Genomic DNA, 25,579 nt, shown 5'->3' with positions numbered 1-25,579 from the left:
CGGCGTACGCTGCTCGTGTGAGCGATCAGCGGATCAGCACCCTCGACCAACTGCGCGAGCACTATCCGAACGAGCCGGTCGGGCCCTCCATCGCGAAGGAGCTCGACCGGCTCTCGCCGTTGTACGCCCGCTGGATCGGCGCCTCGCCGTTCTGCGTGGTCAGCACCATCGGCGACGGCGGTCTGGACAACTCCCCACGTGGGGATGCGCCCGGTTTCGTGCGGGCCCGCGATGAGCACACCCTGGAGATTCCTGACCGGCGCGGCAACAACCGGCTGGACACCCTGCGCAACCTGCTCGCCGACGACCGGATCGGGCTGATCTTCGTCGTGCCGGGCGTCGAGGAGTGCGTCCGGGTGCGCGGCCGGGCCCACCTGTCCGTCGACCCCGAACTGCTCGAATCCCACATCATGCAGGGGAAGCGGCCGGCCAGCGTGATCGTCGTGACGGTCGAGCGGGTCTATTTCCAGTGCGCACGGGCGATGAAGCGGTCCCGGCTGTGGGACGTCGAGTCACAGGTGCCCCGAGGCGTACTGCCGACCGCCGGGATGTTCACCGAGGAGGCCGGCGGTTTCGACCGGGCGGAGCGGGAGGCATACGACGCCGCCCTCGACCAGCGCCAGCGCAGGACCCTCTACTGATGAGGCACTACCTGGACAACGCGGCCACCGCACCGATGCGGCCGGAGGCGTACGCCGCGATCACCGAGACCCTGCAGCTGACCGGCAACGCGTCCTCGCTGCACGGGTCGGGGCGACGGCTGCGGGCGGTGCTGGAGGACGCCCGCGACCAGCTGGCCGCCGACCTGGGCTGTGACCCGGTGGAGGTGGTGTTCACCTCCGGCGGGACGGAGGCGGATAACCTGGCCGTGCAGGGCGCCTGGCGGGCCCGGCCGACCGGGCGGATCGGACTTCGCGAACGTCTGGTCAGCAGCACCATCGAGCACCCCGCCGTGGCCGACACGCTGGCCGCGCTGGCCGCCGAGGGGGCCGACGTCGCCCGCTGCCCGGTGGGGGCCGATGGCCGGCTGGATCCTGAGGCGCTCGCGGCCCTGCTGGAAGTGCCCACGCTGCTGACCACGGTGATGTGGGTGAACAACGAGCTCGGGGTGGCCCAGGACCTCGCGGCGGTGGTCGACGCGGCGCGGACCGCCGGGTCGTGGGTGCACAGCGACGGCGTGCAGGCGCTCGGACACCTGCCGGTCGACTTCGCCGGTTCGGGGCTGGACCTGCTCACCGTGACCGGGCACAAGGTCGGCGGTCCGGTGGGGCTGGGAGCGCTGCTGGTACGCCGGGAACTGCCGCTTCGGGCGTACGCCTTCGGCGGCGGCCAGGAACGCGACCTGCGCTCGGGCACCGCCGCCCCGGCACTGGCCGCCGGATTCGCTGCAGCGGTGCACGCCGCCGTCACCGAGCGGAAGACCGAGGAGGCCCGGTTGGCCGGGCTGCGGGAGCGGCTGCTCGCCGGCCTGCCCGAGGACGCCCGGGTGAACGGCGGGCCGGGGTCGGCGGCGATCATCAACGTGTGGTTCCCCGGGTGCCGCTCCGACGACCTGCTGATGCTGCTCGACGGCGCTGGGATCGACTGTTCGGCCGGTTCGGCCTGCTCGGCCGGGGTGACGCGGCCCAGTGACGTGCTGCTGGCGCTGGGCCACGACGAGGCCCGGGCCACCGAGTCGCTCCGGTTCTCGCTGGGCTGGGCGAGCACCGAGGCCGACGTGGACGCCCTGCTCGCCGTGTTACCGGCCGTGGTCTCGCGGGCCCGGGCCGCCCACTGAGGGCCGGGGACCGGGGATAACCACTGACAAATCGGGACTGGGTAGGCTTGGGCGGTCCGAACGAGCGGGAGATCCAGGGAGGTGACCGAGGTGAAGGTGCTTGCAGCGATGTCCGGGGGAGTGGACTCCGCGGTGGCCGCCGCGCGCCTGGTCGACGCCGGTCACGAGGTCACCGGGATGCACCTTGCCCTGTCGAAGAACCCGCAGTCGTTCCGCTCCGGGGCCCGCGGCTGCTGCTCCAAGGAGGACGCCCACGACGCGCGGCGGGCGGCCGATCGGCTCGGCATCCCGTTCTATGTCTGGGACCTGAGCGACCGGTTCTCCGCTGACGTGGTGGACGACTTCGTCGCCGAATACGCCGCCGGGCGTACGCCGAACCCGTGCCTGCGCTGCAACGAGAAGATCAAGTTCGCCGCCGTGCTGGAGCGCGGACTCGCGCTCGGGTTCGACGCGGTGGCCACCGGCCACTACGCCCGATTGAGCACCGGGGCGGACGGCCAGGTGCAGTTGCACCGCGCGGTCGACCCGGGCAAGGACCAGTCCTATGTGCTCGGCGTGCTCGACCAGCACCAGCTGCGGCATTCGCTGTTCCCGTTGGGGGAATCGCTCAAGTCCGAGGTGCGCGAGGAGGCGGCCGCCCGCGGGCTGCGGGTGGCCAGCAAGCCCGACTCGCACGACATCTGCTTCATCCCCGACGGTGACACCGCCGGCTTCCTGGACCGCCGGCTCGGCAACCGCGCCGGTGACGTGGTCGACGAGACCGGTGCCAAGGTCGGCGAACACGACGGGGCGCACCACTTCACCGTCGGGCAGCGCCGCGGGCTGCGCCTGGGGACGCCGGCCGCCGACGGGCGTCCGCGCTATGTGCTCAATCTGTCGGTGGTCGACAACACCGTCACCGTCGGTCCCGAGGAATCGCTGTCGAGGCAGGAGATCCGCGGCATCCGCACCACCTGGACCGAGCGGCCGGTGGGGGAGTGGACCGGGTTCGCGCAGGTGCGCGCGCACGGCGAACCGATGCCGGCGAAGTTCCTCGCCGACGCCGACGGGCTGCGGGTCCGCCTGGACCGCCCCGTCCGCGGTATCGCCCCCGGCCAGGCCGTCGTCGGTTATGCCGGTGATCGGGTGATCGGCAGCGCGACGATCGCGGCCGCGCTCTGATGACGATCCCGGTCACCATGCTCGGGTCCTGGCCCGGCACCGATTTCGCCGCCACGCAACGGATGGTGCTGGGTGAGCTGCCCGAGCTGTCCCACCTGGTCGAACTGCCCGCCCGCGGGGCCGGATCCGGGATGATCGGGCGCACCGGTGCCCTGCTCGCCGGCCTGTCGCTGGACCTGCAACCCGCCGGCTGGCGGTTGGTGGACCACCCCGGAGTCGACGTACGCCGCGCCCGCGCCGACTGGCGACGCGACCTGGACCAGCTGGAGGAACAGGCGCAGGGGTTCACCGGTCCGCTGGTGGTGTCCCTGGCCGGACCGTGGACGCTGGCCGCCAGCGTCGAGAAGCCCCGCGGGGACAAGGTGCTCGCCGACCACGGCGCCCGCCGCGACCTGGCCGGTGCCCTCGCCGAGGGGGCGGCCGACGCGCTGGCCGAGGTGGAGCGTCGGATCCCCGAAGCGTCGGTCCGGTTGCAGCTGGACGAACCGCTGCTGCCGCAGGTCCTGGCCGGGAAGGTGTCCACCGCCAGCGGGTTCGGGCGGCACCGCACCGTGCACGCCCCCGAGGCGAGCGAGGCGCTGCGCCTGGTCGAGTCGACTGTCCGGGCCCGGCTCGTCGACGCCCAGCCGGAGGGTGCGGCGTACCGCAGCGTGCTGCACTGCTGTGCCGAAGGCGTGGACGTCGACCTGGTGCTGGGTGCCGGGTTCGACGACCTGTCGATCGACGTACGCCACCTCAGCGGGGCCGCGCGTGACCGACTCGGTCCCCGGCTGGAGCAGGGCAACGGGCTGTGGCTCGGGATCGCGCGGACCGATCAGGTCGACCAGGTGCCGCGCCCGGACCGGTTGTGCGATGCGGCGCTGGCAGCGGTCCAGCCGTTCGAGCTCGGGTCGGTGCTGACCGACCGGCTGGTGCTCACCCCCGCGTGCGGCTTGGCCGGGTGGTCGCCCCGGGCCGCGCTCGGTCTGCTGCGGTCGCTGCGCGAGGCCGCGGGGCTGTTGGCGGAGCGGCTGGCGGACTGACCCGGGTCGCTCGGCGTGGTCGGTGCGGCCGACTAGATTGTGCCGGGTGAGCGAGACGAACGAGGAGCAGGCCGCACCCACCCCCGAGGCGCGGGAGCGGCACGCCGACCTGAGCGAACAGCTCAACAACGCCCGTTGGCGCTATCACGTGCTGGACGCCCCGACCATCTCCGACGGCGAGTTCGACGCGATGATGCGCGAGCTGAACGCGCTGGAGGAGGAGTTTCCCAGCCTGCGTACGCCGGATTCGCCGTCGCAGCAGGTGGGCGGCCCGCCGTCGGCCACCTTTGCCGCGGTCACCCACCTGCAACCGATGCAGAGCCTGGACAACGCGTTCAGCCACGATGAGCTGCTGCGCTGGGGCGATCGGGTACAGCGCGACGCCGGCTCCGCGCTCGAGCGGTCGGGTTTCCTGTGTGAGCTGAAGATCGACGGGCTGGCGATCGACCTGGTGTATGAGCGCGGGCGCCTGGTCCGGGCCGCGACCCGCGGAGACGGGAGGGTCGGTGAGGACGTCACCGCCAATATCCGCACCATCCGCGCGATCCCCAACGAGCTGCACGGGGACAACCCGCCGGAGGTGCTGGAGGTGCGCGGTGAGGTGTTCCTCGGCCTGGACGCGTTCCGTAAGCTCAACGAATCCCTGGTGGGACAGGGAAAGGCGCCGTTTGCCAACCCGCGCAACTCGGCCGCCGGCTCGCTGCGGCAGAAGGATCCCCGGGTGACCGCGAGTCGCGCGTTGGCGTTCATCGCCCACGGTATCGGCGCCGCCGAGGGGATCGAGCTGGACCGGCTCAGCCACGCCTACGAGCTGCTGAAGGGGTTCGGGCTGCCGACGACCGAGCACGCCCGGGTGGTCAAGGACCTGGCCGGGGTGTGGGAGTTCGTCGAGGAAGTCGCCGAGCGGCGACACGACTTCGTGCACGAGATCGACGGCGTCGTGGTCAAGGTCGATGCGCGGGATCTGCAACAGCGGTTGGGATCCACCAGTCGTGCCCCGCGCTGGGCGATCGCGTACAAGTATCCGCCCGAGGAGGTGACCACCAAGCTGCTGGACATCCGCGTCAACGTCGGCCGGACCGGACGGGTGACCCCCTATGCGGAGATGGAGCCGGTGCTGGTGGCCGGGTCGACCGTGGCGATGGCGACGCTGCACAACGGGTTCGAGGTGCAGCGCAAGGGGGTGCTGATCGGCGACACCGTCGTGCTGCGCAAGGCGGGCGATGTGATCCCCGAGATCCTCGGGCCGGTGGTGGACCTGCGCGACGGCAGCGAACGGGCGTTCCAGATGCCGACCCACTGCCCGGCCTGTGGGACCGAGCTGAAACCGGAGAAGGAGGGGGAGAAGGACATCCGCTGCCCCAACCAGCGCTCCTGCCCCTCGCAGCTGCGGGAACGATTGTTCCACCTGGCCTCCCGGCAGGCGCTGGACATCGAAGTGCTTGGCTGGCAGGCCGCCGACGCGCTGCTCGCCGCAGGGCTGCTCACCGACGAGGGAGACCTGTTCAACCTCACCGAGGCCGACCTGCTCAAGGCGGAATTCTTCACCAGGACAGCCAGGAAGGCCGAGCGTGAGGCGGGCGCCGGCGAACGGGTGCTGACCGCCAACGGGCAGAAGCTGCTCGACAACCTGGCGTCTGCCCGGACCCGACCGTTCGCGAAGTTCCTGGTGGCACTGTCGATCCGGCACATCGGCAAGGGGGTGGCGCCCGATGTGGCGGCCGCCTTCCCGAACATCGAGGTGCTCGAGGCCGCCACGCTGGAGGAGCTCTCCGCGGTGGAGGGGATCGGCCCGACCATCGCCGCCTCGATCCGCGAGTGGTTCGAGACCGACTGGCGGGTGGCGATCGTCCGCAAGTGGCAGGCCGCCGGCTGCGTGCTCGGTGACGAGGTGGCCGAGCAGGACCCGGCCGATCAACTCCCGCAGACCCTGGCCGGTCTGTCGATCGTGGTCACCGGTTCCATCGACGGTTTCACCCGCGACGGGGTTGGCGAGGCGATCGTGGCTCGCGGCGGCCGCTCGGCGTCGTCAGTGTCGAAGAAGACCGACTTCGTCGTGGTCGGTGAATCCCCGGGATCCAAATATGACAAGGCGGTGTCGCTGAAGCGTCCGATCCTCGACGGTGACGGGTTCCGCGTGCTGCTCGAGCAGGGACCCGAGGCCGCGGCCGAACTGGCAAGGACCGAGTAGGGCAGGCGAGCCTCAGTCGCTCTGCGCGGCCAGGCTCTCGGCGATCCGGTCCGCGGTGGCGCGGGCGTGCTCGATCCAGCCTCGGACCTGGTGCCCCGGCGCCTTCGGCGGCAGCTGTGCGAGTCGCAGGGTGAGATTCTCGGACCCTTCGCGCTGCCCCAGGGGGAGCACCACCGATCCGATGTCGTAGCGCTGATCGTCCTGTAGCTCCCGCAGGGAGTAGTCGACCTGGGAGCTGTGGATGCGGGCGCGTACCTCGCGTTCCTGCTCGGGGGTGAGCCGCCCACTGGCGTACAGGTGGGCCGCATGGTGCATGCCGGCGTACGCCTGTTCCCGGTCACCGGGGGGAAGGTAGGAGACGAGGTATCCCTCCCGGCGGCAGAACTCCATCCTGTCCACAAAGGTCTGCTGCTGCTCCTCGGAGGCGCCAGTAGCCTTGGCCAGCCAGTACGCCTGGTCTTCCGCACTGGCATGACACATGTAGGTATCGCCGATGGGGGGAACCATCGGGACCCGTTCTCCGAGCCCCTCCCCGGTTCGGACGCCGGGTCCCACAGCGGAGGCGACCGCGGCCAGCTCGTCCCGGTTCACCGCGGTCAGCAGCGACACCTCGCACCCGATGTGGTTGGCCAGGTGCTGCAGGTCCTCGCGGGCCACCGCGGCGCTCTGCACCGCGGAGATGATGCCGTCGTCCATCCGCGCCACCAACGACGGGATGACGAAGCTGCCATAACCGCGCTGGAAGAAGATCAGCGGCGCCACCGGGTTGTGCACGGCCATGTCCAGCACCCGGCACATGGCGATCCAGTGGTCGCCCGCGTCGATGGTTGACTCCAGCCGGACGTCCATCCAGGCAACAGATCCCGCCAGCACTGGGTCGCCGGAGGGGGATGGGAACCAGTCCAGCCCGACGAACTTGTTCTCCCGTCGCGACACGATGCTGCGACAGGCGTCCTCCTGGTCACCGGCCAGCACGTTGATGCACAGCGACTCGCACTCCTGGAGCCGGCTGAAGGTGCGCGAGCTGCGCTGCGGCAGGAAGGCGACCAGTGGCGGATCCAACGAGACGGAGGTGAACGTGCCCACGATCATCGCCAGAAGCTCCCCGTCCGGTGCCACACCGGTCACCAGGACGACGCCCGTCGGGTAGTGGCCGAGCACATCGCGCAGCATGGCCTGGTCGAGGGCTGAGGTGGTCTCTGTCATCGTCGACTCCTGTTCAGGATCACGGGGAGCCGCTGCTCCGTCCGGGGAGGTCCCACCACCAAGAGTGTCAGGTGAGCCCTGCAGTTGCCACGCGAGAAATCTTTACCTGATATAGATTCCGAGCGTTTCGAAAGGGCTTGGAATGAGACGATCCGCCCGCACCCACGTTTCGGTGGGTGCGGACGGATCGCCTTCGGAATCGTCAGCTGTGCACGTCCGCCTTGAGGTGGCGCTGCTGGAGACGACGCCCGGTCGGTCCCGGCCGGAGCAGGAAGGCTGCCATCAACCCGCCGACGAGCAGCACCACCCCGGTGATCGTGTACGCCTGGTTCACCCCGTTCGCCATGGCCTCGACCATGGCCGGCGGGATGGGCTGACCCTTCGGCGGTGCGACATAGCCGGCGTTGGTCATCAGCCAGCCGACCAGGGTGGGGGAGATGATGGCACCCACCGATGCGACCCCGCCCAGGGTCGCCATCAGGATCGGTCGCTGCTTCGGGCCGACCACATAGCCCAGCGCCGAAGCGGTCATCGGATAGGCCAGCGAGCAGCCGCCCGCGATGGAGAGCAGTGCCACGGCCAGCACCCCGCTGGTGTGCGGCACGGTCAGGAACGAGACGCCCGCGATCACCGCGGCCAGCCCGAACGGCACCGAGATCGCCGCCTGGACGCTGCGACCGCGCTTGAGCAGCCGTTGACCGATCACGCCGAGCAGCAGCAGCACCCCGGCGCCGATCAGCCACGGGAAGGTGGTCACCAGACCCACCTGGGGCAGCGAGAGTCCCACCACGGCGTTGAGATATTGCGGCAGCCAGGTGGTGAGGAAGCCCTGCACCCAGAAGTTGGACAGCCCGCCGATCACGGCCGCGAGGAAGGTGAGGTTGGCGAGTGCGGCCCAGACTTTGACCGGCTGGTAGCCGTCGACGCGGGTGGCCTCGTCGGTGCCGGCCTGATGGTCGCTGACCTCGTCGGCGTCAGCGCCCGCGACGTTGTCGACCCCGGCCAGGGAGTCGACCGTCTCGTCGCGGGTCACCCGGCGTCCGCTTCCGGCGTACGGGCCGTCCCCACCGAGGATCAACCAGGCGATGACCCAGGCGAGCCCGACGATGCCGAGGAAGCCGAACGCCCACCGCCAGCCCCAGGCGACGATAACCCAGGCCAGGACCGGCGCGGCCACGACGGGTCCGAGGGTGGACCCAGCGGCGATCAGGTTGCTCGGCAGGGCGCGCTTCTTGGGTTCGAACCACCCGTGCGCGGAGGTCAGGGACATTGCGGTGGCTGGCCCTTCGGCTCCGCCGAGGATGACGCGGGTGACCAGCAGGGCAGCCGCGCCGCCACCGATCAGCATCGGGAACTGCATCACGGCCCAGACCACAGCCATGACCAGGATGATCCACTTGACCGAGAAGCGGCTGGCGAGGAAGCCGGTGACGATGGACACCACGGCATAGAGGAAGAAGAAGGCGCTGCCGATGAATCCGAACTGGACCGGGGTGATCCCGAGATCGGGCATCGCCTTGGGGGCGACCAGGCCCAGCACGGCCTTGTCGGCGAAGGCGACGATCTGGAACAGCACGAGCATTCCGGTGATGATCCAGGCGCGGGTCGACATCCGACCGCGGGCACGCGGAAGGGTCGTGGTTCGGTGGTCCGTAGGTGCGGACACGAGGTCTCCTTAGGTCGGTCTCTGCGATGAGACGGTGCCTGGTTGGGGTCGGACCGGGCTGTCGTTCGGCAGCCTAGGAAGGGGTCTCCCTACATCGATAGTCGGGAATCCTTTACTTTCCTGCCCTGAGGATTTTGGGCAGGATGGAGGCGAGGGAGGGATTCGGGTGCGAATCGACGCGATCTGGGACCGTCCGCTGGCCGAATGGGTCGCAGCGTTGCACAGCGGAGAGTTGCCGCTGGCCGAACCGAGTCGGGAATCAGAGCGACGGATCGGCCAGTACGACCATCGGTGGCACGCGTTTGTCTGCCCCTCGGAGCGGATCGAGCAGGACCTGGCCGAGCTGGAGCAGCGGCAGGGAGAGCTCCCGCTATTGGGAATTCCCCTTGCCGTCAAGGACATCATCGATGTCGCCGGGCTGCCGACCCGATGCGGCAGCACGATCACCTCACCCGACCCGGTCGCCGAGTCCGCCGCCTGCGTACGCGCCCTGGAATCGCTGGGCGCGCTGGTGCAGGGCAAGACGGTGACCACCGAGTACGCCTATTTCGCGCCCGGACCGACCCACAACCCCAACGCCCCCGGGCACACCCCCGGTGGTTCCTCAAGCGGTTCGGCAGCCGCGGTCGCCGCGGGGATGGTTCCGCTGGCGCTGGGCAGTCAGACCGCGGGGTCCCTCACCCGCCCAGCCTCCTTCTGCGGTGTGGCCGGCATGGTGCTGGCACACGGCAGCACCGACCTGGCCGGCATCACCGGCCTCAGCGAATCTCTTGACTCGTTGGGGTTGCTGACCCGCCGGGTGGCGGACCTGGCGTACGCTTGGTCGGCGTTCACCGGGACCGACCCGGTCACCTCCGGGGGGCGGGTGCTGGTCTGGCGCGGATCGGAGCTCGACGAGATCGAGCCGCGGATGCAGCAGGCGGTGGATCGCGCGGTGCAGGTGCTGCGGGAGGCCGGCGTCGAGGTCGCCGAGCTCGACTGGGACGACCACGTGCGCAGCCTGGCCGTCGACCACACCGTGATCATGGCCTACGAGGCCGTACGGGAGCGGGCGGACGTGCTGGAGCGGATCGATGAGGTGAGCCAGCCGTTGGCCGAGTTGCTGCGCCGGGGGAGCGGGATCAGTGCTGACGAGCATCAGCACGCGTTGTATCGGCGGGACCGTTCCCGGGTCCATCTGGCGGCGATGATTTCAGGGGGCGGTCTGATCATCGGACCGGCGGCGTTGGGAGCCGCACCGGAGGGGATCTCGGCGACCGGTTCGCCGGTGCTCAGCCGGCCGTGGCAGGCGCTCGGGTTGCCCGTGGTCACCGTGCCGGGGGTACGCACCGCGGCGGGGCTGCCGCTGGGGATCCAGCTGATCGGGCAACCCGGGGCGGAGGGGGAGCTGTTCCGGATGGGCGAGCTCCTCGAGACCGGCCTCGCCGGTCAGCGGACCGACACCTGAGCCGACGAGCTCGAGCACGACGAAGTGGAGGAGAGACCATGAAACCCCGGCCGACCGAACACCATCGGATGTTCCTCACCTGCTATGTGGACAACCTCCACTACGGCTGGCGGCACGTGGACCTGTTCGTGCACGACCACGCCGGACGTGAGGTCAACTGGGTGCACTGGGGTGTCGAGGCCGACGGACCCGAGGCGGCCGACCTCTCAATCGCCAAGATGGAACCGGAACTGGAACGAACCACCGAGTGGAAGCACGGCAGGAGCGCAGCGGGGGTCGACTACTGGACCGCCGAGGCCCGCTGGCGCGACGGTGGCAGCGATGCCGCCTGAACCGGTGGTCTACGTCGTTGACGACGACCCCGAGCTGCTGGAGTCGGCGTCCTGGTTGCTCGGCAGCACAGGGATCGAGGCGATGACCTGTGACTCTGCCGACGAGTTCCTGCGGACCTATGACGGGTCCCACCCCGCGTTGCTGGTGCTGGATGTGCGGATGCCCAGGATGAGCGGGACCAGGTTGCAGGAGGTGCTCAACGAGGAGATCCCGCACGTGGCGATCATCTTCGTCTCCGCCCACGGCGATATCAAGATGTCGGTGCGCAGCATGCAGCGCGGGGCGATCGACTTCCTGGAGAAGCCCTATGAACCGCAGCACCTGCTCGAGGTGGTGCAGTCGGGGATCGAAACCGCCCGCGAGCGGTTCGAGGACCATCTGCAGCGCCACGACGTGCAGCAGAAGGTCGACTCGCTGACCCCGCGTGAGCGCGACATCCTGCGCCTGGTCGTCGAGGGCCTGCCCAGCCAGAACATCGCCCGACGCCTCGGCATGAGCGTCAAGACCGTCGACGTGCACCGTGCGCGGATCAAGCAGAAGACCGACGCCGAGTCGATCAACACCCTGGTCCGCGACGTGCTCCGCTACGGCGCGACGATCCCGGAGTGACGGCAGGGGTCCGGACCCCTCAGAAATAGTCGAGGACCAGTTTCGGGGTCTTCGCGCGGGAGACACACACCGCCATGGTCTCGTTGGCCGCCTTCTCCGACTTGGTGAGCACGTTGTCGCGGTGTTCCGGGGTGCCCTCGAGAACCGACATGATGCAGGTCCCGCAAATTCCTTCCTGGCAGGAGGTATCGACGTCGACGCCGTTCTCCTGCAGCACCTCGACAATGCTGCGATCGGCCGGGATCGGATAGGTATCGCCCTCGAACTCCACCTCGAAGGCGGTATTCTCGCTGGCATCCGGCTGCTCGTCGGCCACGAAGCTCTCCTGGTGGATGTGCTCCTCGGGGACGAACCGCTCGGCCACCCGGCGAACCAGGTCCATGAACACCCCGGGGCCACACAGGTAGACGTGGCTGCCGTCGGGCAGGCCGCTCAGCGAAGCGGCCAGCGCCGGCTCGTGCTCCTCCGGTGCTAGCCCGAGGTGGGTGTGCAGCTTTTCCGGGCAGCGCTCCTGCAACAGCGGCAGGAAGGCCGCGTCCTCGTGACTGCGCGCGAAGTAGTGCAGGTCGAAGGAGTGACCGTGCACGTCCAGCCAGCGGGCCATCGACAGCATCGGGGTGATTCCGATCCCGGCGGCCAACAGCACGTGGTGGCTCGCCGACAGGTCCACCGCGAGCAGGTTGCGCGGTTCGCTGATCTGCAGGCTGTCGCCGACCTTGAGCTCGTGCAGGGCCACCGACCCGCCACGCGACTTGTCCTCACGCTTCACCGCGACCGTGTAGGACTCCGGGTCATCCGGGGTGCTGCACAGGGAGTACTGCCGCGTGATCGCGGTTGGGCCGACCACGTCCACGTGCGCACCGGCCTGATAGACCCCGAGGGGCAGGCCGTCGGCCCGGACGAACCGGATCGACTTGACCGTCGGCGTCTCGTCGATGATCTCGGCAACCTTGACATCGATCAGCTTCATCGCGGATCCCTTTCCTGTGTCGGTGGAGGTGCAACCCCGGGTCGGTGGAACTGCAACCGCCTGCTCAGCGGACGTAGAGCCCGCCGTTGACGTCCCAGCAGGCGCCGGTGACGAAGGCCGCACCCTCGGAGGCGAGGAGTGCGACGACGTCGGCGATGAACGCCGGGTTGCCCAACCGCCCGACCGGGATCCCGGCCACGACGGCGGCGAGCTTGTCCGCCGGCACCGTGCGGTGCACCACCGGAAGGTCGTGCGGTCCGGGGGAGATCGCATTCACAGTGACCCCCTTGCCGGCCAGCTCACGGGCGAACACCTTCGTCAGGGTGAGGATCGCGCCCTTCGAGGCGGCGTAGTGGCCGCCGGTGGCCGTCCCACCGTTCTGCCCGGCCAGGGAGGCCATGTTGACGATCCGCCCATAGCCGGCCTCGCCCATCTGGGCCCCGAACACCTGGCAGCCCATAAAGACGCTGCTGGTGTTCACGTCCAGCACGCGGCTGAAGTCCTCGGCGGACAACGTCATCAGGTCCGCCGCCTGGGTGAGAGCGGCATTGTTCACCAACACCGTCGGTACGCCCCAGCGGTCGCGCACCTGCGCTGCCACGGCCTCGAAGTCGTCCCGGCTGGACACGTCCAACCGGGCCCCGGCCACCCGTTCACCGCTCGGGTCCAACTCCTCGGCCACCCGCCGGGCGGCCGCCTCATCCAGGTCGGTGACCAGCACCCGGTTTCCGGCCCCGGCCAACCGGCGGGCGATGTGCTCACCCATCCCGCCGGCACCACCGGTGACGACCGCGATCCCTGCGCTCACAGCAGGAATCCCGCCGCGTTCACCGCATCCTCGCTGTTCAGCAACCGGATCACCTTGCCGGCGATCCGGTCACCGTCGGCGCGCAGGGCGATGGTGTGGGTGACCTCGCCGGCGAGCAGGTCGTGCCGGTTCCGCTTGTAGGAGCAGACGATCTGTGCAGAGCGGAGCACCACCTGCTCGTCAGTCACCTCGGTGGTGCTGAAGCGGTTCAGGGTCCGCACAGTCCGGGCCGCGGCGATCGCGGAGGGGGCGTACCCCTGCACCATCCGCTCCACCCGCATCCGCCGCATCCGGTGATCGTCATAGACCATGTTCAGGGCGGTGGCGAAGTCCTCGGTGTCCGGGTCGATCGGGATCACGTAGTGCGCCTCGGCGGTGTACAGCTCCTGCCAGGCCTGGTAGTCCTTCGCGTCCAACAGTTCCGCCTCGTGCCAGACGAGCGCGATCGCTCGCTGCACCCGGGCGTCGGCCAGGTCGATCCCTTGCTGGTTGTTCACTTCTGATCCTCCGCACTCATCAGCTGCTGCCACATCGCGTACGCCTCCCGCATGCCCGACTCGTCGGTCACGTGCGACGTCGGCCACCCCTGGTCGGTGGTGGTCTCCCGGTTCAGCCCGCGGTTGACCAGGATCGGCATGCTCGGATCGGCCTGGGCCCCGAGCTGCACCCGGTCCCAGCCCTCGGCGTCATCGGGGGAGCCGAAACCGAACGGTCCCTGAAAGTGCTCATGGATCCGGAGCCGTTCCTGGTTGACGATCTCAGGGCCGCCGTCCATGCCCAGGGCCATGTGCCAGATCTCGGTCTCGTCGACCGAGATCGGGATCAGCACCCGGAAGAAGGCCGAACTCATGGCCACGTTGGGGAAAGTGTTCAGGTTGAACCCGCAGCCGTGCATCGACCGCATGATCCGCCGGATCTTCGCCTCGTCGTAGCCGTCGGCCCGCAGGGCCTCGACCAGGTGGGCGAACCGCGGCTGGATCTCCTCGGTGCCGTCGTCCTCGTCCAGGTCCAGGTGGGCGGTCGCCATCACGGCCACGCTGTGCCCGTTTCCGAGGGCGTGGGTGACCGCCTGCGGGTCGTTCATGAACGACATCATGTCCGCGGTCTCGGCGTCGACCGAGACCATCCACGACTTGTGCACCATCGGGAAGTGGTAGCCGTCGGTGGTGTTCTCCAATTGGATCTTCCAGTTGCCACGGAAGCGGAACTTGTGCACCCCGATCACCTTGGTCGGATAACCGTTGCTCTGCTTGAAGAATCGCTCCATCCACAGCTTGGCGTCACCCAGGAAGTCCTCCAATGGTTCGGCGTCCTCGTTGAAGGTCGCCCACACCATGCCCAGATAGGACTCGGTGCGCAGTCGGCCCAGCGGGAAGTCGGCCTTCTCCACTACGCCCTCGTAACCGTCGGGATAGGGGATACCACGCAGCTTGCCGTCCAGGCCATAGGACCAGTTGTGATAGGGGCAGGTGAAGCCGTTGGCCTTGCCCTTTGACTGGTCGCAGACGGTGGCGCCGCGGTGCCGACAGCGGTTCAGCAGGGTGTTGATGTTGCCCTTGCGGTCGCGCACCACGATCACCGGCTCACCGCCGACCGAGGTGGTCTTGAAGTTGCCGGGCTGGGGGATCTCACTCTCATGGGCGACCCAGACCCAGGTCTTGTGGAAGATCTTCTGCATCTCCTCGGCGAAGATCTCCGGATCGGTGTAGAGCCGGCCCGCCACTCGGTCCGACGACACCAGGTCTGCGGCGCGGGTACGCTGTTCGACGGTCATTGATTTCTCCTTGCTCTGTTGGCTTCGACTCGCTCGTTCCTCGGTCGCTCAGCCATCGGATCGGGTGTGCAGGCTGGCTCGGAAGAGCCGCTCGGTCTGGAATCGGTGGATCAGGGCGGTGGTCCCATCGTCGTCGTACTGCACCACGAAGTCGATGTTCAGCCGGGCGCAGAGCAGGTCGGCGGTCCCGTCGGCATACTCGGAGAGTTGCTGCATCAACCACTGCCCGTGACCGGTGCTGCCGTCGGTGCGCAACTGCTCGCTGCCGAGCAGATGGGCATTGCGCCGGAAATGCTCCGCCGGCGGCAGGTACGAGGCGACGTGGGCCGCTACCTTGTGCCGCCCTGTGACGGAGCCGAACTTTCCGGCGTACGCCTCGCCGACACCGCGCCAGGTGGCGCGTGGGGTGAACAGTTCGGCCAGTTCGGCCAGCTCGGCGACGTCGGGGAACGGCCCGGGCACGTCACAGAGGTCGAGGTAGCGACCCAGACAGGTTCGGATCGCCTCTTTGGCCTCCAGCACGCGCAGGCGCCGTTCCACCGTGGTCATGCTCGGCTCAGTCGGTCGCGACGTCGGGACGGATGGTCAGCCGGCGACCCATCCTCGCCTCGATCTTGGCGAACTTCCACAACGCGTCCCCGCCGAACACCTCGGTCGTCCGGAACAGGTTGCAGGCGGCCTTCACGGTCTCGGCGTCGCGCACGTCGGCCAGCACATAACAGGTCCAGGGCCACCCGTCGGAGGGGCCGACCATGTGCGAGTCGTCGTCCATGTTGCCGAGCACGTCGACACCGTCCATGTCCTCCATCGCGACGAGCATGCCGGCGAAGGCCTTCCAGACCACGCCGATCTCCGACTTGGGCAGGTCGAAGAAGTTCTGGTTGATCCCGATGCAGAAGAGCACGCGGAGGGGTTCGGACATCACGGTTTCCTTTCGGTACGCGGATTTGGCAGGCGACTGGTCGAAACGGTCGGCTCAGGGGAAGCTGGGCACGGTGACATCGGCACCGAGCAGCACCGCCCCGGCGGCCTCGATGGTGTTGGATTGCAGCATCGCATGCTGGGCCGGCACGAGACCGTCCTGCACGAACCGCTGCAGCGGGTGGCTGTTGTAGATCGCGCCGGTCCCCGCGAGGTCGAACGCCATCAGCGTCACCTCCCGACCGACATGCGCGACGTTGCTGGTGGCCAGGCGCAGCAGCGCCCGGGTACGGTCGTCGATCTCGGCACCCTCGACCGCCAACTGCCACACCAGCTCGGTCTGCTCGTAAAAGAAGGCGCGGGCCGACCGCAGGCGGGCCTCCGCCTGGGCCACCCCGAGCTGATAGCTGGGTCGCGCACCCTTGGCGGAGCCGCCGACGATGCTGGTCCGCGCGGAACCGACCTGGAGGCTGTAGTCGAGAGCGCCGCGCGCCGCACCCAGCGCGGTCACCGCGAGCACCTGGGCGGCATAGGCGATGGCGGGGTAGCGGTTGAGCGGCTCATCGACCTGGGAGGCGCTGCCACGGATGAAGGTGTGTGCAGACGGGATGAACACGTCGTCAAGGTGCACCTCGTTCGATCCGGTGGCGCGCATTCCGGCGACGTCCCAGTTGGGTTTGATGGTGGCCTGCTCGGGACGCACCAGGGCGGTCAGCGGTCGACCCTTGGACTCCGCGCCACCCTTCAGTCCCACACCGAGAATGTCGGCACCCGCCGAACCCGAGGCGAACTGCCACACGCCGGAGGCCCGATAACCACCCTCGACCTGCTGGGCCTCCTGCATCGGGAACAGCCCCCCGGCGAAGCAGACATCCGGACCGGCGCTGTAGATCTGCGCCTGGGTCTCCAGCGGGAGTGCGCCGAAGTAGGTCAGCTGGGAGCCGAAGCTGGCCACCCACCCGGTGGCCGGGTCGATCTGCGAGATCCGCTCGATCAGGCGCAGGAATTCCCCCGGGCTGAGCGGTTCACCGCCGAACTGGCGAGGGGTCGAGGAGCGGTAGATTCCGGCCCGCTTCAGCAACCGGATGTAATCGCGGGGCACGAACCCCTGCTGATTGAACTCGTCGCGGCGCTCCGCGAGCACGCGCAGGGCATCTTCGAACGCGGCCTCGCGGGCCGCGCCGGCGGGCTCGGCGAGGTTGCGGTCCGTCGCCGACTCGTCGGTCAGGGCGCGGGCATTCGAGGTCGTGTTGGCCGTCATTGGCAGTTCCTCCGGTTTGCATCCAGCCTGGGGCTGCTGTTGGGTGCCAGCCTAGGAATGAGCCCTCGCGGTGACCATTGGGAGTTGTACGAGGTGGACTAAGGAAATCCCCTACAACGGCGCGATTCTGGGGTTCTGGCGGTTCCTGGGGTCATCATGGGTGCAGCACGATGACACCGAGCGGCGCCAGCGCCGGGGCCAGGATGGAGCAGGCGGATGTTTCCCACCGGAACCGACTTCCGAGAGATGGCCCTGCACGGCGAGACCGGCATCCTGATCCACGAGGCGGCCTCCAAGAACATCCTGTGGGCCAACCCGACCGCGTGCGAGATGTTCGGATTCACCGTGGAGGAGCTGCGCCCGCTCAAGGCCCACCACATGTCCTCCCCCGAACAGCAGTACCGCCGCGAGGTGGGGGTGGCCTGGCTGCAGGATGCCGTCAACCACGGGAGCAGCCGCAAGCGCTGGAAGTATCGCAGCAAGGACGGGCAGGACTTCCTGACCGATGCGGTGGCCACCCTGGTCCATTTCGCCGACGGGCCGGTGGTGATGGTGCAGTTCCGCAACATCTCCCGGGAGGTGGAGCGCGAGGCGGAGCTGAGCCGCACCACCGACTATCTGACCCGGATCATGGCCCACGCCTCGGCAGCAATCCTGCTGCTCGACGACGACGAACGGGTGCTCGACTCCTCCCCGTTCGTCAGCGAACTCTTCGGGCGTACGCCCGGCCAGCTGCTCGGGCATACCCTCGAGGAGCTTGCGGTGCATGTGGGACCACCCGAGGGGGCCGCCGGCGGGGCGGGTGAACCCGGTCGCCCGACCGAGCTGGAGCTCGAGATCGACACCGTCGATGGACCTCGCTGGCTGTCCGCCCAGATCGAGGACGTCGAGCACGACGGCATCATCTCCCGGATGGTGGTGGTCCGCGACATCACCACCAGGGTTGAGATGCAGCGGGAGAACGACTATCAGCAGGCCAACCTGCAATACCTGGCCCGCTACAACGCGATGGGCGACATGGCGATGACGATCGCCCACGAGCTCGGCCAGCCGCTGGCGGCGGCCGGGAACTTTCTGCGCGGCCTGATGTCGCGGGTGGAGGCCGGCCAGGCCAGGGAATCCGACATCCGCTACGCCCTGGATCGGGCCCAGCGCCAACTCACCCGGACCGCCGACATCGTGGCCAGCGTGAAACGTTATGTACAACGGATCGAAAGCCCAGCGGCGGCGCATGACCTGAACGAGATCATGGCCGAGAGCCTGTACTTCGTCGGGTTGCGCGCGAATGACCGGGGCATCCGGGTGGACTCGGAGTTTGCCCCGGGGCCGTTGCCGATCACCGGGGAACAGATCCTGATCGGGCAGGTGATCATCAACTACTGCGTGAACGCGATCGATGAGGCGGCGCTTCCGGAGAACGCCGAAAAGCGCATCCTGGTGCGCAGTTTCGCCGATGGGGAGTGGGTCGGCTGCTCGGTGCTCGACTGGGGGAGGGGGCTGGATCAGGTCACCGCCGAGCAGCAGTCCGGGCTGCCCGACGGACCACGGGTCGGCGCCAGTGGCAACCGGCAGCTGGTGAACGCGTTTTCCGGCAAGCAGGACGGTTCGGGGATCGGGCTGGTGCTCTCGGAGCGCATCGTCGAGCGACACCGGGGGGAAGTCGTCGTCGCCGACAACGACCCGTGCGGCACGGTGATCACGCTCCGGCTGCCGCGCGCTGGGTGAGCGGAGGAGAAACTCATGGCCGGGTCCTTGTGGCCCGGCCGATATGTGTATTAGTTTCGTCAGCACCCCAACGGATGTGAATCGTTTACAAAGCGGTCGGTACGCCGCGGGTGACGTTCACGCGACACGACGGAGTGCCCAATGGACCCGAAAGCCCAGCTGTTCCGAACCCCACTGTCACGCCGTGCCCTGCTCGCCGGGCTCGGGGCGAGCGGACTGACGGCCGGCCTGGCCGGGCGGGCGTACGCCATCCCGCCGGGCGGCAACCCCAACGCCATCAACGGCTGGGTGAACTCGACCCTCGCCCACATGAGCCTGGAGCAGAAGATCGGGCAGCTGTTCGTCCAGGACGTCTACGGCTCGGACCCGAACACCCCCGACCAGCGAAACGTTAAGAACTTTGGCGAGGCGGTGCCGGCCCGGATCGTGGAGAAGTACCACCTGGGCGGGGTGATCTACTTCGCCTGGACCGACTCGTTCAAGAACCCCGAGCAGGTGGCCAGGCTCTCAAACGGACTGCAGCAGGCCGCGCTGCGCTCCGGCGGCAAGGTCCAGGTGCCGCTGCAGGTCGCCACCGACCAGGAGCAGGGCGTGGTGACCCGCTTCGGCCCGCCGGCCACCCAGTTCCCCGGCTCGATGGCGCTCGGCGCCGGCCGCTCCACCGCCGACGCCCGGGTGGCCGCCGGGATCACCGGCGCCGAACTCCGGGCGGTCGGGATCAACGTCGACTTCGCGCCCTGCTCCGATGTCAACGTCAATCCGCTGAACCCGGTGATCGGCGTCCGGTCCTTCGGCTCCAATCCGGGCATGGTCGCCGAGATGGTCGCCGCGCAGGTCGACGGCTACCAGCTCGACGGCAAGGTTTCCTCTTCCACCAAACACTTTCCCGGCCACGGTGACACCGCCACCGATTCGCACACCGGGTTGCCGATCATCACCCACACCCGCGAACAGTGGGAGCAGATCGATGCCCCGCCGTTCCGGGCCGCCATCGCCCGCGGCGTGGACATGGTGATGACCGCGCACCTGGTGATGCCGGCCTTCGACGACTCCGGCGACCCGGCCACCTTGAGCAAGCCGGTGATCACCGGTCTGCTGCGCGGCGAACTCGGTTACGACGGGGTGGTGATCACCGATGCGCTGACCATGCAGGGCGTCCGGGAGAAGTACGGCGACGCCGAGGTCGCCGTGCGGGCCCTCGAGGCCGGTGTCGACCAGCTGCTGATGTGCCCGGCCATCCAGCCCGCGATCGCCGCGATCAACGAAGCGCTCGGCTCCGGCCGGCTCACCGAGGCCGATCTGGACGCCAAGGTACGCCGGATCCTGCGGATGAAGTTCCGCCGCGGAATGGTCGCCCAGCCGCTCGCCGACATCGCCGCGATCAACGGAATCGTCGGCACCGCAGCACATCAGGCCACCGCGGCCAAGGTCTCCGACCGCACCGTGACCCTGGTCAAGAACGATGCCAAGGCACTGCCGCTCAAACCGGCCGGCACCAGCATCCTGGTCACCGGCTACGGCGTCAGCACCACCCAGGTCACCGCCGACGAGCTCACCAAGCGCGGCGCCACGGCCCGGGCGATGCAGACCGGCACCTCACCCTCGGATGCCACCATCGCCTCGGTGGTCGCCGCCGCACAGAGCGTGGACACCGTCATCGTGCTCACCAACAAGGCCTGGGACACCGCGGTCACCGACAAGACCGCCGGGCAGCAGAAGCTGGTCAAGCAACTGCTCGCCACCGACAAGACGATCATCGTCGTCGCGGTCCGCGATCCCTACGACATCGCCTATTTCGACCAGGCACCGACCTATGTCGCCACCTACTCCTACAGCCCGGTGACGCCACCGTCGCTGGTCCGGGTGCTGACCGGTGAGGTCAACCCGCAGGGCAAGTTGCCGGTCGACATCCCGGTCGCCGGTGCCCCGCAGACCGTCCTCTATCCCTATGGCCACGGCCTCTCCTACTGAGCCGATTTCGTTTGAGACAAGGATTCCTCCCATGCCCCTGAATCGTCGACTCCTGCTCGCCGGCGCGGGCGCCGCCGCTGCGGCGTACCCGCTCTCCCAGGCCGCCAACGCCTTCGCCGACCCCAAGAAACCCAAACCGCCCAAGGGTCCGAAGAAGAACGGCGTCGTCACCGGCGCCCAGGTCCAGTCCGATGCCGGCTGGGCCGCGCTGAAGGGCCAGAAGGTCGGCGTCCTCACCAACCCGACCGGGGTGCTCCACGACCTCACCTCGATCGTCGACGACATGCACGCCCAGGGCGTCAACATCGTCGGCGTCTTCGGCCCCGAACACGGTTTCCGCGGGACCGCGCAGGCCGGTTCCTCCGAGGGCACCTCGATCGATCCGCGGACCGGGCTGACCGTCTATGACGCCTACGGTGCGAACCGGGCCAAGTTCGCCAGCATGATGCAGACCGCCGGCGTGGAGACGATGGTCTTCGACATCCAGGACGTCGGCGCCCGCTTCTACACCTACATCTGGAGCATGTACACCGCGATGTGCGCCGCGGTCGACACCGGTGCCCGCTTCGTGGTCCTCGATCGGCCGAATCCCGTTGGTGGCAAGGCGAACGGGCCGATGATGACCGACGGCTTCACCTCCGGCGTCGGTGCGGAGAAGATCATCCAGCAGCACGGCATGACCGTCGGCGAACTGGCCAAGATGTTCGACGAGCGCTACCTGCCCGCCGATACCGGTGGCAAGCGGTTGCGGGAGCTGCAGGTCATCCAGATGGAGCGCTGGACCCGCGACATGCTCTTCGCCGACACCGGCCTGCACTGGGTGCTGCCCAGCCCGAACATGCCGACCAGCGACACCGCACTGCTCTATCCCGGCACCTGCTGGTTCGAGGCCACCAACCTCTCCGAGGGCCGCGGCACCACCCGGCCGTTCGAGATCATCGGCGCCCCCTACGTCGACTACCGCTGGGCCGAACGGCTGAACTCGCGCAACCTGCCCGGGGTGCTGTTCCGGGAGATGTATTTCAACCCGACCTTCTCCAAGAACGCCAACCAGGTCTGCGGCGGCGTCCAGGTGCACATCACCGACGCCCACGAGGTCGACGCCATCCGCACCGCCACCGAGATGATCGTCGCCCTCAAATCGCTCTATCCGGGCTTCGGCTGGCGGACCGGGGACAACTACGCGGGTCGGTGGATGGATCTGCTGTCGGGTTCGGCACGGTTCCGCGAACAGGTCGATGCCGGCGCCGATGCGGCGACGATCATCGCAGCCTGGCAGGCGGAACTCGCGCAGTGGAACGCCGACCGCGCCCCGTTCCTGAGCTACCGGTGACGGGTGCGGCGATGATCTTCAAGCGCACCACCCGCGTCCGGAACGCGCTGCGCGTCGTGGCCGTGGGCGCCACCGTGCTGGCCCTCGGGGCGGCGTACACCCCCGCCGCCCAGGCCCGCGATTTCGACCGTCCCTACAGCGGATATGCCAGCCCCAACACGAAACTGCGGACCGCCACGCCCGCGCAGATGGGTCTCGACCCCGCGCCGATCGAGGCCGCCCGTGCCAAGATCCGGGCCTACCAGTCGGCCACCCCGAAACCGCTCTATCCCGGCGCGGTCGGGGTGATGGGCCACGACGGGGCGATCGTCGCCACCGAGGCCAGCGGTTACGCGCGACTCTACGCCGATGCCACCACCAAGCTGCCCGAGAACGAACGGGTACCGATGCGCCAGGACACCATCTTCGACCTGGCCTCGGTGTCCAAGCTGTTCACCTCGCTGGTGGTGGTCCAGCTGATCGAGGAGGGCACCGTCGAGCTCGATGCCCCGGTGGCCCGCTACCTGCCTGAGTTCGGCGGCCAGGGCAAGGACACCCTGACTGTCCGCAACCTGCTCACCCACACCTCGGCGCTGCCCGCCTGGCTGCCGCTCTGGTCGGCGTACCCGGACAAGGAATCCCGGATCGCCGCGGTGATGAACGCCACCCCGACCAATCCGCCGGACACCGTCTACCGCTATTCCGATCTGAACCTGATCGCGCTCGGGGTGATGGTCGAACGGCTCACCGGACAGGGCCTGGACACCGCCGTCGCCGAACGGATCACCAGGCCGCTGGGCATGACCGACACCGGTTACAACCCGACCGACAAGCGGCGGACCGCGGCCACCGAGTATCAGACCGCGCCGCCGCGGGGCATGGTCTGGGGTGAGGTGCACGATGAGAACGCCTGGTCCCTCGGCGGCGTCGCCGGACATGCCGGGGTGTTCTCCACCGCCGGCGATCTGGCCATCCTCAGCCAGACGCTGCTGAACGGCGGCAGCTACAACAAGAACCGCATCCTCAAGCCCGAATCGGTCGATCTGCTCACCCGGAACTTCAACTCGAAGTTCCCCGGCAACGACCACGGGCTGGGCTTCGAACTCAACCAGCGGTGGTACGCCGAGGGCCTGTCCGCGCCGAAGGAGGCCGGGCACACCGGTTACACCGGCACCTCGATCGTCATCGATTTCGCCTCCCGCTCGTTCGCGGTGCTGCTCACCAACCGGGTGCACCCCTCCCGCGACTGGGGGTCGGTCAACCCGGCCCGCCGGGACTGGGCGCAGGGGCTGGCGCTGTCCATGCCGGTCCGCCCGGACAAGGGACCCGATGCCTGGTTCACCGGGGTGACCAACAAGACGACCGCCACTCTCGACCTGCCGCTGCAGGTCGGCGGCAGTGGCGCCAGTGTCCGGTTCGACGCGATGGTCGATGTCGAGGAGACCGATCCGCTGGTGCTGGAGCGATCCACCGACGGTGGTGCGACCTGGACCAAGGTGCCGTTCACGGTGCAGTTGTCCGACGGCGAATCGCTGGCCACCGACGGGTCCTGGGCGACCTCGGGGGTACGCCGCTGGGTGCGGATCGACGCATCGCTGCCGGCGGGCGCACAGACGCTGCGCTGGCGGCACACCACCGACGCGATCTATCTGGGCCGCGGCGTCTACGTCGACGACATCCAGGTCCGCGGCGGGGTCAAGGTCGACGGCGAGAAGGAACCGGGTCGCTTCATCGCCAGCAACTGGACCAGGACGAACCGCTGACCAGCGGGCCACAGACTCGGGGGCACGCCCGGGTCCGTGCCGATGACACCGGCCGGGCCCGGGCGGGCACTACGATCCAGCGCATGACAGAAGGTGCCCAGAATCAGGCCACCCCGGTCCTGGTGCGGTTGCGGGCATTGCGGCCCGGCCTGGCACCGGCCGAGGAGCGGGTCGCCGAGGTGGTGCTGGGCGACCCGCGGGTGGTGGCCGCGATGACGATCACCGAACTGGCGGACCGCGCCTCCACCTCGGAGACCTCGGTGCTGCGGTTCGCCCGCCGGCTGGGGCTGAAGGGTTATCCGGAGCTGCGATTGGCGCTCGCCGAGGCGTCCGCCGACAACGGCCGGCTCACCCATCCGGTGGGGGACATCACCGCCGACGACTCGATCGACGAGATCGTCGCCAAGGTGACCGGTGCCGGGGCGCGGGCGGTGGAGGAGACCGGGCAGCAACTCGATCGCGAGGTGCTCGCCGAGGTGGCCCGGCTGGTCGCCGGCGCCCGGCGGGTCGACCTCTACGGTGCGCACGCCAGCGGCATGGTCGCCGGTGACCTGCAGCAGAAGCTGCACCGGATCGGAGTCGTCGCCTATGCCTGGTCCGATCCGCACCAGGCGCTGGCCTCGGCCACCCTGCTCGGCGCGGGCGATGTGGCGATCGCGGTCAGCCACACCGGCACCACCACCGAGGCCATCGAGGTGCTCGAAGCGGCCGCCGGTCGGGGCGCGGCGACGGTGGCGATCACCAACTTCCCGGCGTCCCCGCTGGGGCGTACCGCGGGGTTGGTGCTGACCACCGCCGCCGATGAGACGCCGTTGCGTTCGGGGGCGATGGCGTCGCGGATCGCGGCACTGATGGTGGTGGACTGCCTCTTCCTGGCGGCCGCCCAGCACCGCTACGACCGCGCGGTGGAGGCCGTGGCGGCCACCCGGGAGGCGGTCCGCGGGCATCACCGCTCGGCGCGCTGAGGGGCCTGCTCGAGGCGGTCGAGCCAGTCGGCGAACAGCACGGTGGCGAGGGTCGGCCGGTCCAGGTGCACGTTGTGGCCGGCATCGTCGAACACCACATAGGTCATCCGCGGATAGGACTCCAGCAGCTCGAACTGGTCGGCGAAGCCGACGCTGTCGTCCCGGCGGCCGGTGAGCAGCAGCGACGGATGGTCGAAGGTGGTGAAGCGCTCCTCCGGCGGGGTGGTGAGGTCGTACGCCTGGTCGAGTCGGGCGGCGAATTCCCTGTCATGGTTGCGGATGGTGAGAACAGGCCCATGTTGATCGGTGAGTTCGCCGCGGAGCTGGGCACCAGCGCGCGGATGCTGCGGCACTACGAGGACACCGGGTTGCTGGCACCGGCCGGACGGGACGGCAACGGCTACCGGGTGTACGCGGCGGAGCAGCTGCCGCGGACCCGGCAGATCAAGGGGTTGATCGATGCCGGGGTGCCGACCGCGCTGGTCGCCCAACTGATCGACGCGCTCACCGACAGCGGCGGGATCTTTCACGAGCACGTCGATCCGGGCACGGTCGAGGCGGCCGAGTCCGAGTGGCAGCGGATGTGCCACTGCGTCGACTGCATGGTCGCGCGGCGGGACGCGCTGGGTGCGTACCTGGGTGCGCTGAAAGGGGAGTGAGGTCGGGGGTCATTGGCCCGCACCCTCTACGCTGGGTG

Annotated in this window: 24 protein-coding genes; 14 read left to right on the top strand and 10 right to left on the bottom strand. The window is 69.0% G+C overall.

The window, feature by feature from the left end; genetic code table 11:
* Positions 1-17 precede the first annotated feature (17 nt).
* The 5 genes from C8D81_RS05430 to ligA all read left to right on the top strand — a co-directional run bounded on the left by C8D81_RS05430 (position 18) and on the right by ligA (position 6,151).
* Entirely contained in the window at positions 18-641 is a 624-nt protein-coding gene (locus tag C8D81_RS05430; protein WP_133625677.1) for an MSMEG_1061 family FMN-dependent PPOX-type flavoprotein, read from the top strand.
* Entirely contained in the window at positions 641-1,777 is a 1,137-nt protein-coding gene (locus tag C8D81_RS05425; protein ID WP_133625676.1) for a cysteine desulfurase family protein, read from the top strand. Before C8D81_RS05430 ends, C8D81_RS05425 begins: the two co-directional genes overlap by 1 nt.
* A gap of 108 nt (positions 1,778-1,885) precedes the next feature.
* On the top strand, positions 1,886-2,938 hold the full coding sequence (gene mnmA, locus C8D81_RS05420) for a tRNA 2-thiouridine(34) synthase MnmA (RefSeq protein ID WP_133625866.1): 1,053 nt from the start codon (positions 1,886-1,888) through the stop codon (positions 2,936-2,938).
* Entirely contained in the window at positions 2,938-3,960 is a 1,023-nt protein-coding gene (locus C8D81_RS05415; protein WP_133625675.1) for a uroporphyrinogen decarboxylase/cobalamine-independent methonine synthase family protein, read from the top strand. Before mnmA ends, C8D81_RS05415 begins: the two co-directional genes overlap by 1 nt.
* A 46-nt stretch (positions 3,961-4,006) precedes the next feature.
* Positions 4,007-6,151, top strand: coding sequence for an NAD-dependent DNA ligase LigA (gene ligA / locus C8D81_RS05410; protein WP_229237921.1), 2,145 nt, complete (start codon positions 4,007-4,009; stop codon positions 6,149-6,151).
* A 12-nt stretch (positions 6,152-6,163) separates the two neighbouring features.
* Here the strand turns inward: ligA and C8D81_RS05405 are convergent, their stop codons facing one another.
* Entirely contained in the window at positions 6,164-7,357 is a 1,194-nt protein-coding gene (locus tag C8D81_RS05405; RefSeq protein WP_133625673.1) for a flavin reductase family protein, read from the bottom strand.
* 202 nt (positions 7,358-7,559) lie between these two features.
* Positions 7,560-9,023, bottom strand: coding sequence for an MFS transporter (locus C8D81_RS05400; protein ID WP_208109117.1), 1,464 nt, complete (start codon positions 9,021-9,023; stop codon positions 7,560-7,562).
* A 166-nt stretch (positions 9,024-9,189) separates the two neighbouring features.
* Between C8D81_RS05400 and C8D81_RS05395 the strand changes: the two genes are divergently transcribed.
* The 3 genes from C8D81_RS05395 to C8D81_RS05385 are packed head-to-tail and all read left to right on the top strand — an operon-like array spanning position 9,190 to position 11,412.
* Positions 9,190-10,470, top strand: coding sequence for an amidase (locus C8D81_RS05395; protein WP_208109116.1), 1,281 nt, complete (start codon positions 9,190-9,192; stop codon positions 10,468-10,470).
* 38 nt (positions 10,471-10,508) lie between these two features.
* On the top strand, positions 10,509-10,802 hold the full coding sequence (locus tag C8D81_RS05390) for a hypothetical protein (protein ID WP_094364570.1): 294 nt from the start codon (positions 10,509-10,511) through the stop codon (positions 10,800-10,802).
* Positions 10,792-11,412: a response regulator transcription factor gene (locus tag C8D81_RS05385; RefSeq protein ID WP_094364569.1), complete on the top strand. Its 621-nt coding sequence runs from the start codon at positions 10,792-10,794 to the stop codon at positions 11,410-11,412. The genes C8D81_RS05390 and C8D81_RS05385 overlap by 11 nt, the downstream gene beginning before the upstream one ends.
* Positions 11,413-11,431: 19 nt before the next feature.
* Here C8D81_RS05385 and C8D81_RS05380 read toward each other — a convergent pair whose 3' ends face one another.
* The 7 genes from C8D81_RS05380 to C8D81_RS05350 form a co-directional block, all read right to left on the bottom strand.
* Entirely contained in the window at positions 11,432-12,382 is a 951-nt protein-coding gene (locus C8D81_RS05380) for a PDR/VanB family oxidoreductase (protein ID WP_094364568.1), read from the bottom strand.
* A gap of 64 nt (positions 12,383-12,446) precedes the next feature.
* Complete coding sequence (locus C8D81_RS05375) at positions 12,447-13,190, bottom strand: SDR family NAD(P)-dependent oxidoreductase (protein ID WP_229237920.1); 744 nt, start codon at positions 13,188-13,190, stop codon at positions 12,447-12,449.
* Complete coding sequence (locus C8D81_RS05370; RefSeq protein ID WP_212753178.1) at positions 13,187-13,687, bottom strand: aromatic-ring-hydroxylating dioxygenase subunit beta; 501 nt, start codon at positions 13,685-13,687, stop codon at positions 13,187-13,189. Before C8D81_RS05370 ends, C8D81_RS05375 begins: the two co-directional genes overlap by 4 nt.
* Entirely contained in the window at positions 13,684-14,964 is a 1,281-nt protein-coding gene (locus C8D81_RS05365) for an aromatic ring-hydroxylating oxygenase subunit alpha (protein ID WP_094364566.1), read from the bottom strand. Before C8D81_RS05365 ends, C8D81_RS05370 begins: the two co-directional genes overlap by 4 nt.
* Positions 14,965-15,012: 48 nt before the next feature.
* The gene (locus C8D81_RS05360) at positions 15,013-15,513 is read right to left on the bottom strand and encodes a nuclear transport factor 2 family protein (protein ID WP_094364565.1); all 501 of its coding nucleotides are present in this window, start codon (positions 15,511-15,513) and stop codon (positions 15,013-15,015) included.
* 7 nt (positions 15,514-15,520) lie between these two features.
* On the bottom strand, positions 15,521-15,886 hold the full coding sequence (locus tag C8D81_RS05355; RefSeq protein ID WP_094364564.1) for a hypothetical protein: 366 nt from the start codon (positions 15,884-15,886) through the stop codon (positions 15,521-15,523).
* 54 nt (positions 15,887-15,940) lie between these two features.
* Positions 15,941-17,146 (bottom strand): acyl-CoA dehydrogenase family protein, encoded by a 1,206-nt coding sequence (locus C8D81_RS05350; protein ID WP_133625671.1) that lies wholly within the window; start codon positions 17,144-17,146, stop codon positions 15,941-15,943.
* Positions 17,147-17,362: 216 nt separating this feature from the next.
* Here C8D81_RS05350 and C8D81_RS05345 point away from each other — a divergent pair, with 216 nt between their 5' ends.
* The 5 genes from C8D81_RS05345 (at position 17,363) to C8D81_RS05325 (ending at position 24,882) form a co-directional block, all read left to right on the top strand.
* On the top strand, positions 17,363-18,871 hold the full coding sequence (locus C8D81_RS05345) for a PAS domain S-box protein (RefSeq protein ID WP_176451759.1): 1,509 nt from the start codon (positions 17,363-17,365) through the stop codon (positions 18,869-18,871).
* A 141-nt stretch (positions 18,872-19,012) separates the two neighbouring features.
* Positions 19,013-20,842, top strand: a complete 1,830-nt coding sequence (locus C8D81_RS05340) for a glycoside hydrolase family 3 protein (protein WP_133625670.1) — start codon at positions 19,013-19,015, stop codon at positions 20,840-20,842.
* A 31-nt stretch (positions 20,843-20,873) separates the two neighbouring features.
* A complete protein-coding gene (locus tag C8D81_RS05335; RefSeq protein ID WP_094357166.1) occupies positions 20,874-22,175 on the top strand; it encodes an exo-beta-N-acetylmuramidase NamZ family protein in 1,302 nt (433 codons plus the stop codon).
* 11 nt (positions 22,176-22,186) lie between these two features.
* The gene (locus C8D81_RS05330) at positions 22,187-23,917 is read left to right on the top strand and encodes a serine hydrolase domain-containing protein (RefSeq protein WP_133625669.1); all 1,731 of its coding nucleotides are present in this window, start codon (positions 22,187-22,189) and stop codon (positions 23,915-23,917) included.
* An 83-nt stretch (positions 23,918-24,000) separates the two neighbouring features.
* On the top strand, positions 24,001-24,882 hold the full coding sequence (locus C8D81_RS05325; protein ID WP_094431709.1) for a MurR/RpiR family transcriptional regulator: 882 nt from the start codon (positions 24,001-24,003) through the stop codon (positions 24,880-24,882).
* Here C8D81_RS05325 and C8D81_RS20825 read toward each other — a convergent pair.
* Entirely contained in the window at positions 24,864-25,235 is a 372-nt protein-coding gene (locus tag C8D81_RS20825) for an alpha/beta fold hydrolase (protein WP_166646680.1), read from the bottom strand. The two genes, C8D81_RS05325 and C8D81_RS20825, sit on opposite strands and share 19 nt — an antisense overlap.
* Between C8D81_RS20825 and C8D81_RS05320 the strand changes: the two genes are divergently transcribed.
* Positions 25,224-25,541: a MerR family transcriptional regulator gene (locus C8D81_RS05320; protein ID WP_229119601.1), complete on the top strand. Its 318-nt coding sequence runs from the start codon at positions 25,224-25,226 to the stop codon at positions 25,539-25,541. The genes C8D81_RS20825 and C8D81_RS05320 overlap by 12 nt on opposite strands.
* Positions 25,542-25,579: the final 38 nt, after the last annotated feature.

Origin of the sequence: Enemella evansiae, assembly GCF_004362375.1 — a bacterium.
In the GTDB taxonomy this organism is placed as follows: domain Bacteria; phylum Actinomycetota; class Actinomycetes; order Propionibacteriales; family Propionibacteriaceae; genus Enemella; species Enemella evansiae.
This window is presented reverse-complemented; position numbering and strand designations above follow the sequence as displayed.

Coding starts and splice junctions, on each gene's coding strand:
- C8D81_RS05425 (WP_133625676.1), top strand. CDS start 641: ATGAGGCACTACCTGGACAACGCGGCCACCGCACCGATGCGGCCGGAG.
- mnmA (WP_133625866.1), top strand. CDS start 1,886: ATGTCCGGGGGAGTGGACTCCGCGGTGGCCGCCGCGCGCCTGGTCGAC.
- C8D81_RS05415 (WP_133625675.1), top strand. CDS start 2,938: ATGACGATCCCGGTCACCATGCTCGGGTCCTGGCCCGGCACCGATTTC.
- C8D81_RS05405 (WP_133625673.1), bottom strand. CDS start 7,357: ATGACAGAGACCACCTCAGCCCTCGACCAGGCCATGCTGCGCGATGTG.
- C8D81_RS05390 (WP_094364570.1), top strand. CDS start 10,509: ATGAAACCCCGGCCGACCGAACACCATCGGATGTTCCTCACCTGCTAT.
- C8D81_RS05385 (WP_094364569.1), top strand. CDS start 10,792: ATGCCGCCTGAACCGGTGGTCTACGTCGTTGACGACGACCCCGAGCTG.
- C8D81_RS05380 (WP_094364568.1), bottom strand. CDS start 12,382: ATGAAGCTGATCGATGTCAAGGTTGCCGAGATCATCGACGAGACGCCG.
- C8D81_RS05365 (WP_094364566.1), bottom strand. CDS start 14,964: ATGACCGTCGAACAGCGTACCCGCGCCGCAGACCTGGTGTCGTCGGAC.
- C8D81_RS05360 (WP_094364565.1), bottom strand. CDS start 15,513: ATGACCACGGTGGAACGGCGCCTGCGCGTGCTGGAGGCCAAAGAGGCG.
- C8D81_RS05355 (WP_094364564.1), bottom strand. CDS start 15,886: ATGTCCGAACCCCTCCGCGTGCTCTTCTGCATCGGGATCAACCAGAAC.
- C8D81_RS05350 (WP_133625671.1), bottom strand. CDS start 17,146: ATGACGGCCAACACGACCTCGAATGCCCGCGCCCTGACCGACGAGTCG.
- C8D81_RS05345 (WP_176451759.1), top strand. CDS start 17,363: ATGTTTCCCACCGGAACCGACTTCCGAGAGATGGCCCTGCACGGCGAG.
- C8D81_RS05340 (WP_133625670.1), top strand. CDS start 19,013: ATGGACCCGAAAGCCCAGCTGTTCCGAACCCCACTGTCACGCCGTGCC.
- C8D81_RS05335 (WP_094357166.1), top strand. CDS start 20,874: ATGCCCCTGAATCGTCGACTCCTGCTCGCCGGCGCGGGCGCCGCCGCT.
- C8D81_RS05330 (WP_133625669.1), top strand. CDS start 22,187: ATGATCTTCAAGCGCACCACCCGCGTCCGGAACGCGCTGCGCGTCGTG.
- C8D81_RS05325 (WP_094431709.1), top strand. CDS start 24,001: ATGACAGAAGGTGCCCAGAATCAGGCCACCCCGGTCCTGGTGCGGTTG.
- C8D81_RS05320 (WP_229119601.1), top strand. CDS start 25,224: ATGCTGCGGCACTACGAGGACACCGGGTTGCTGGCACCGGCCGGACGG.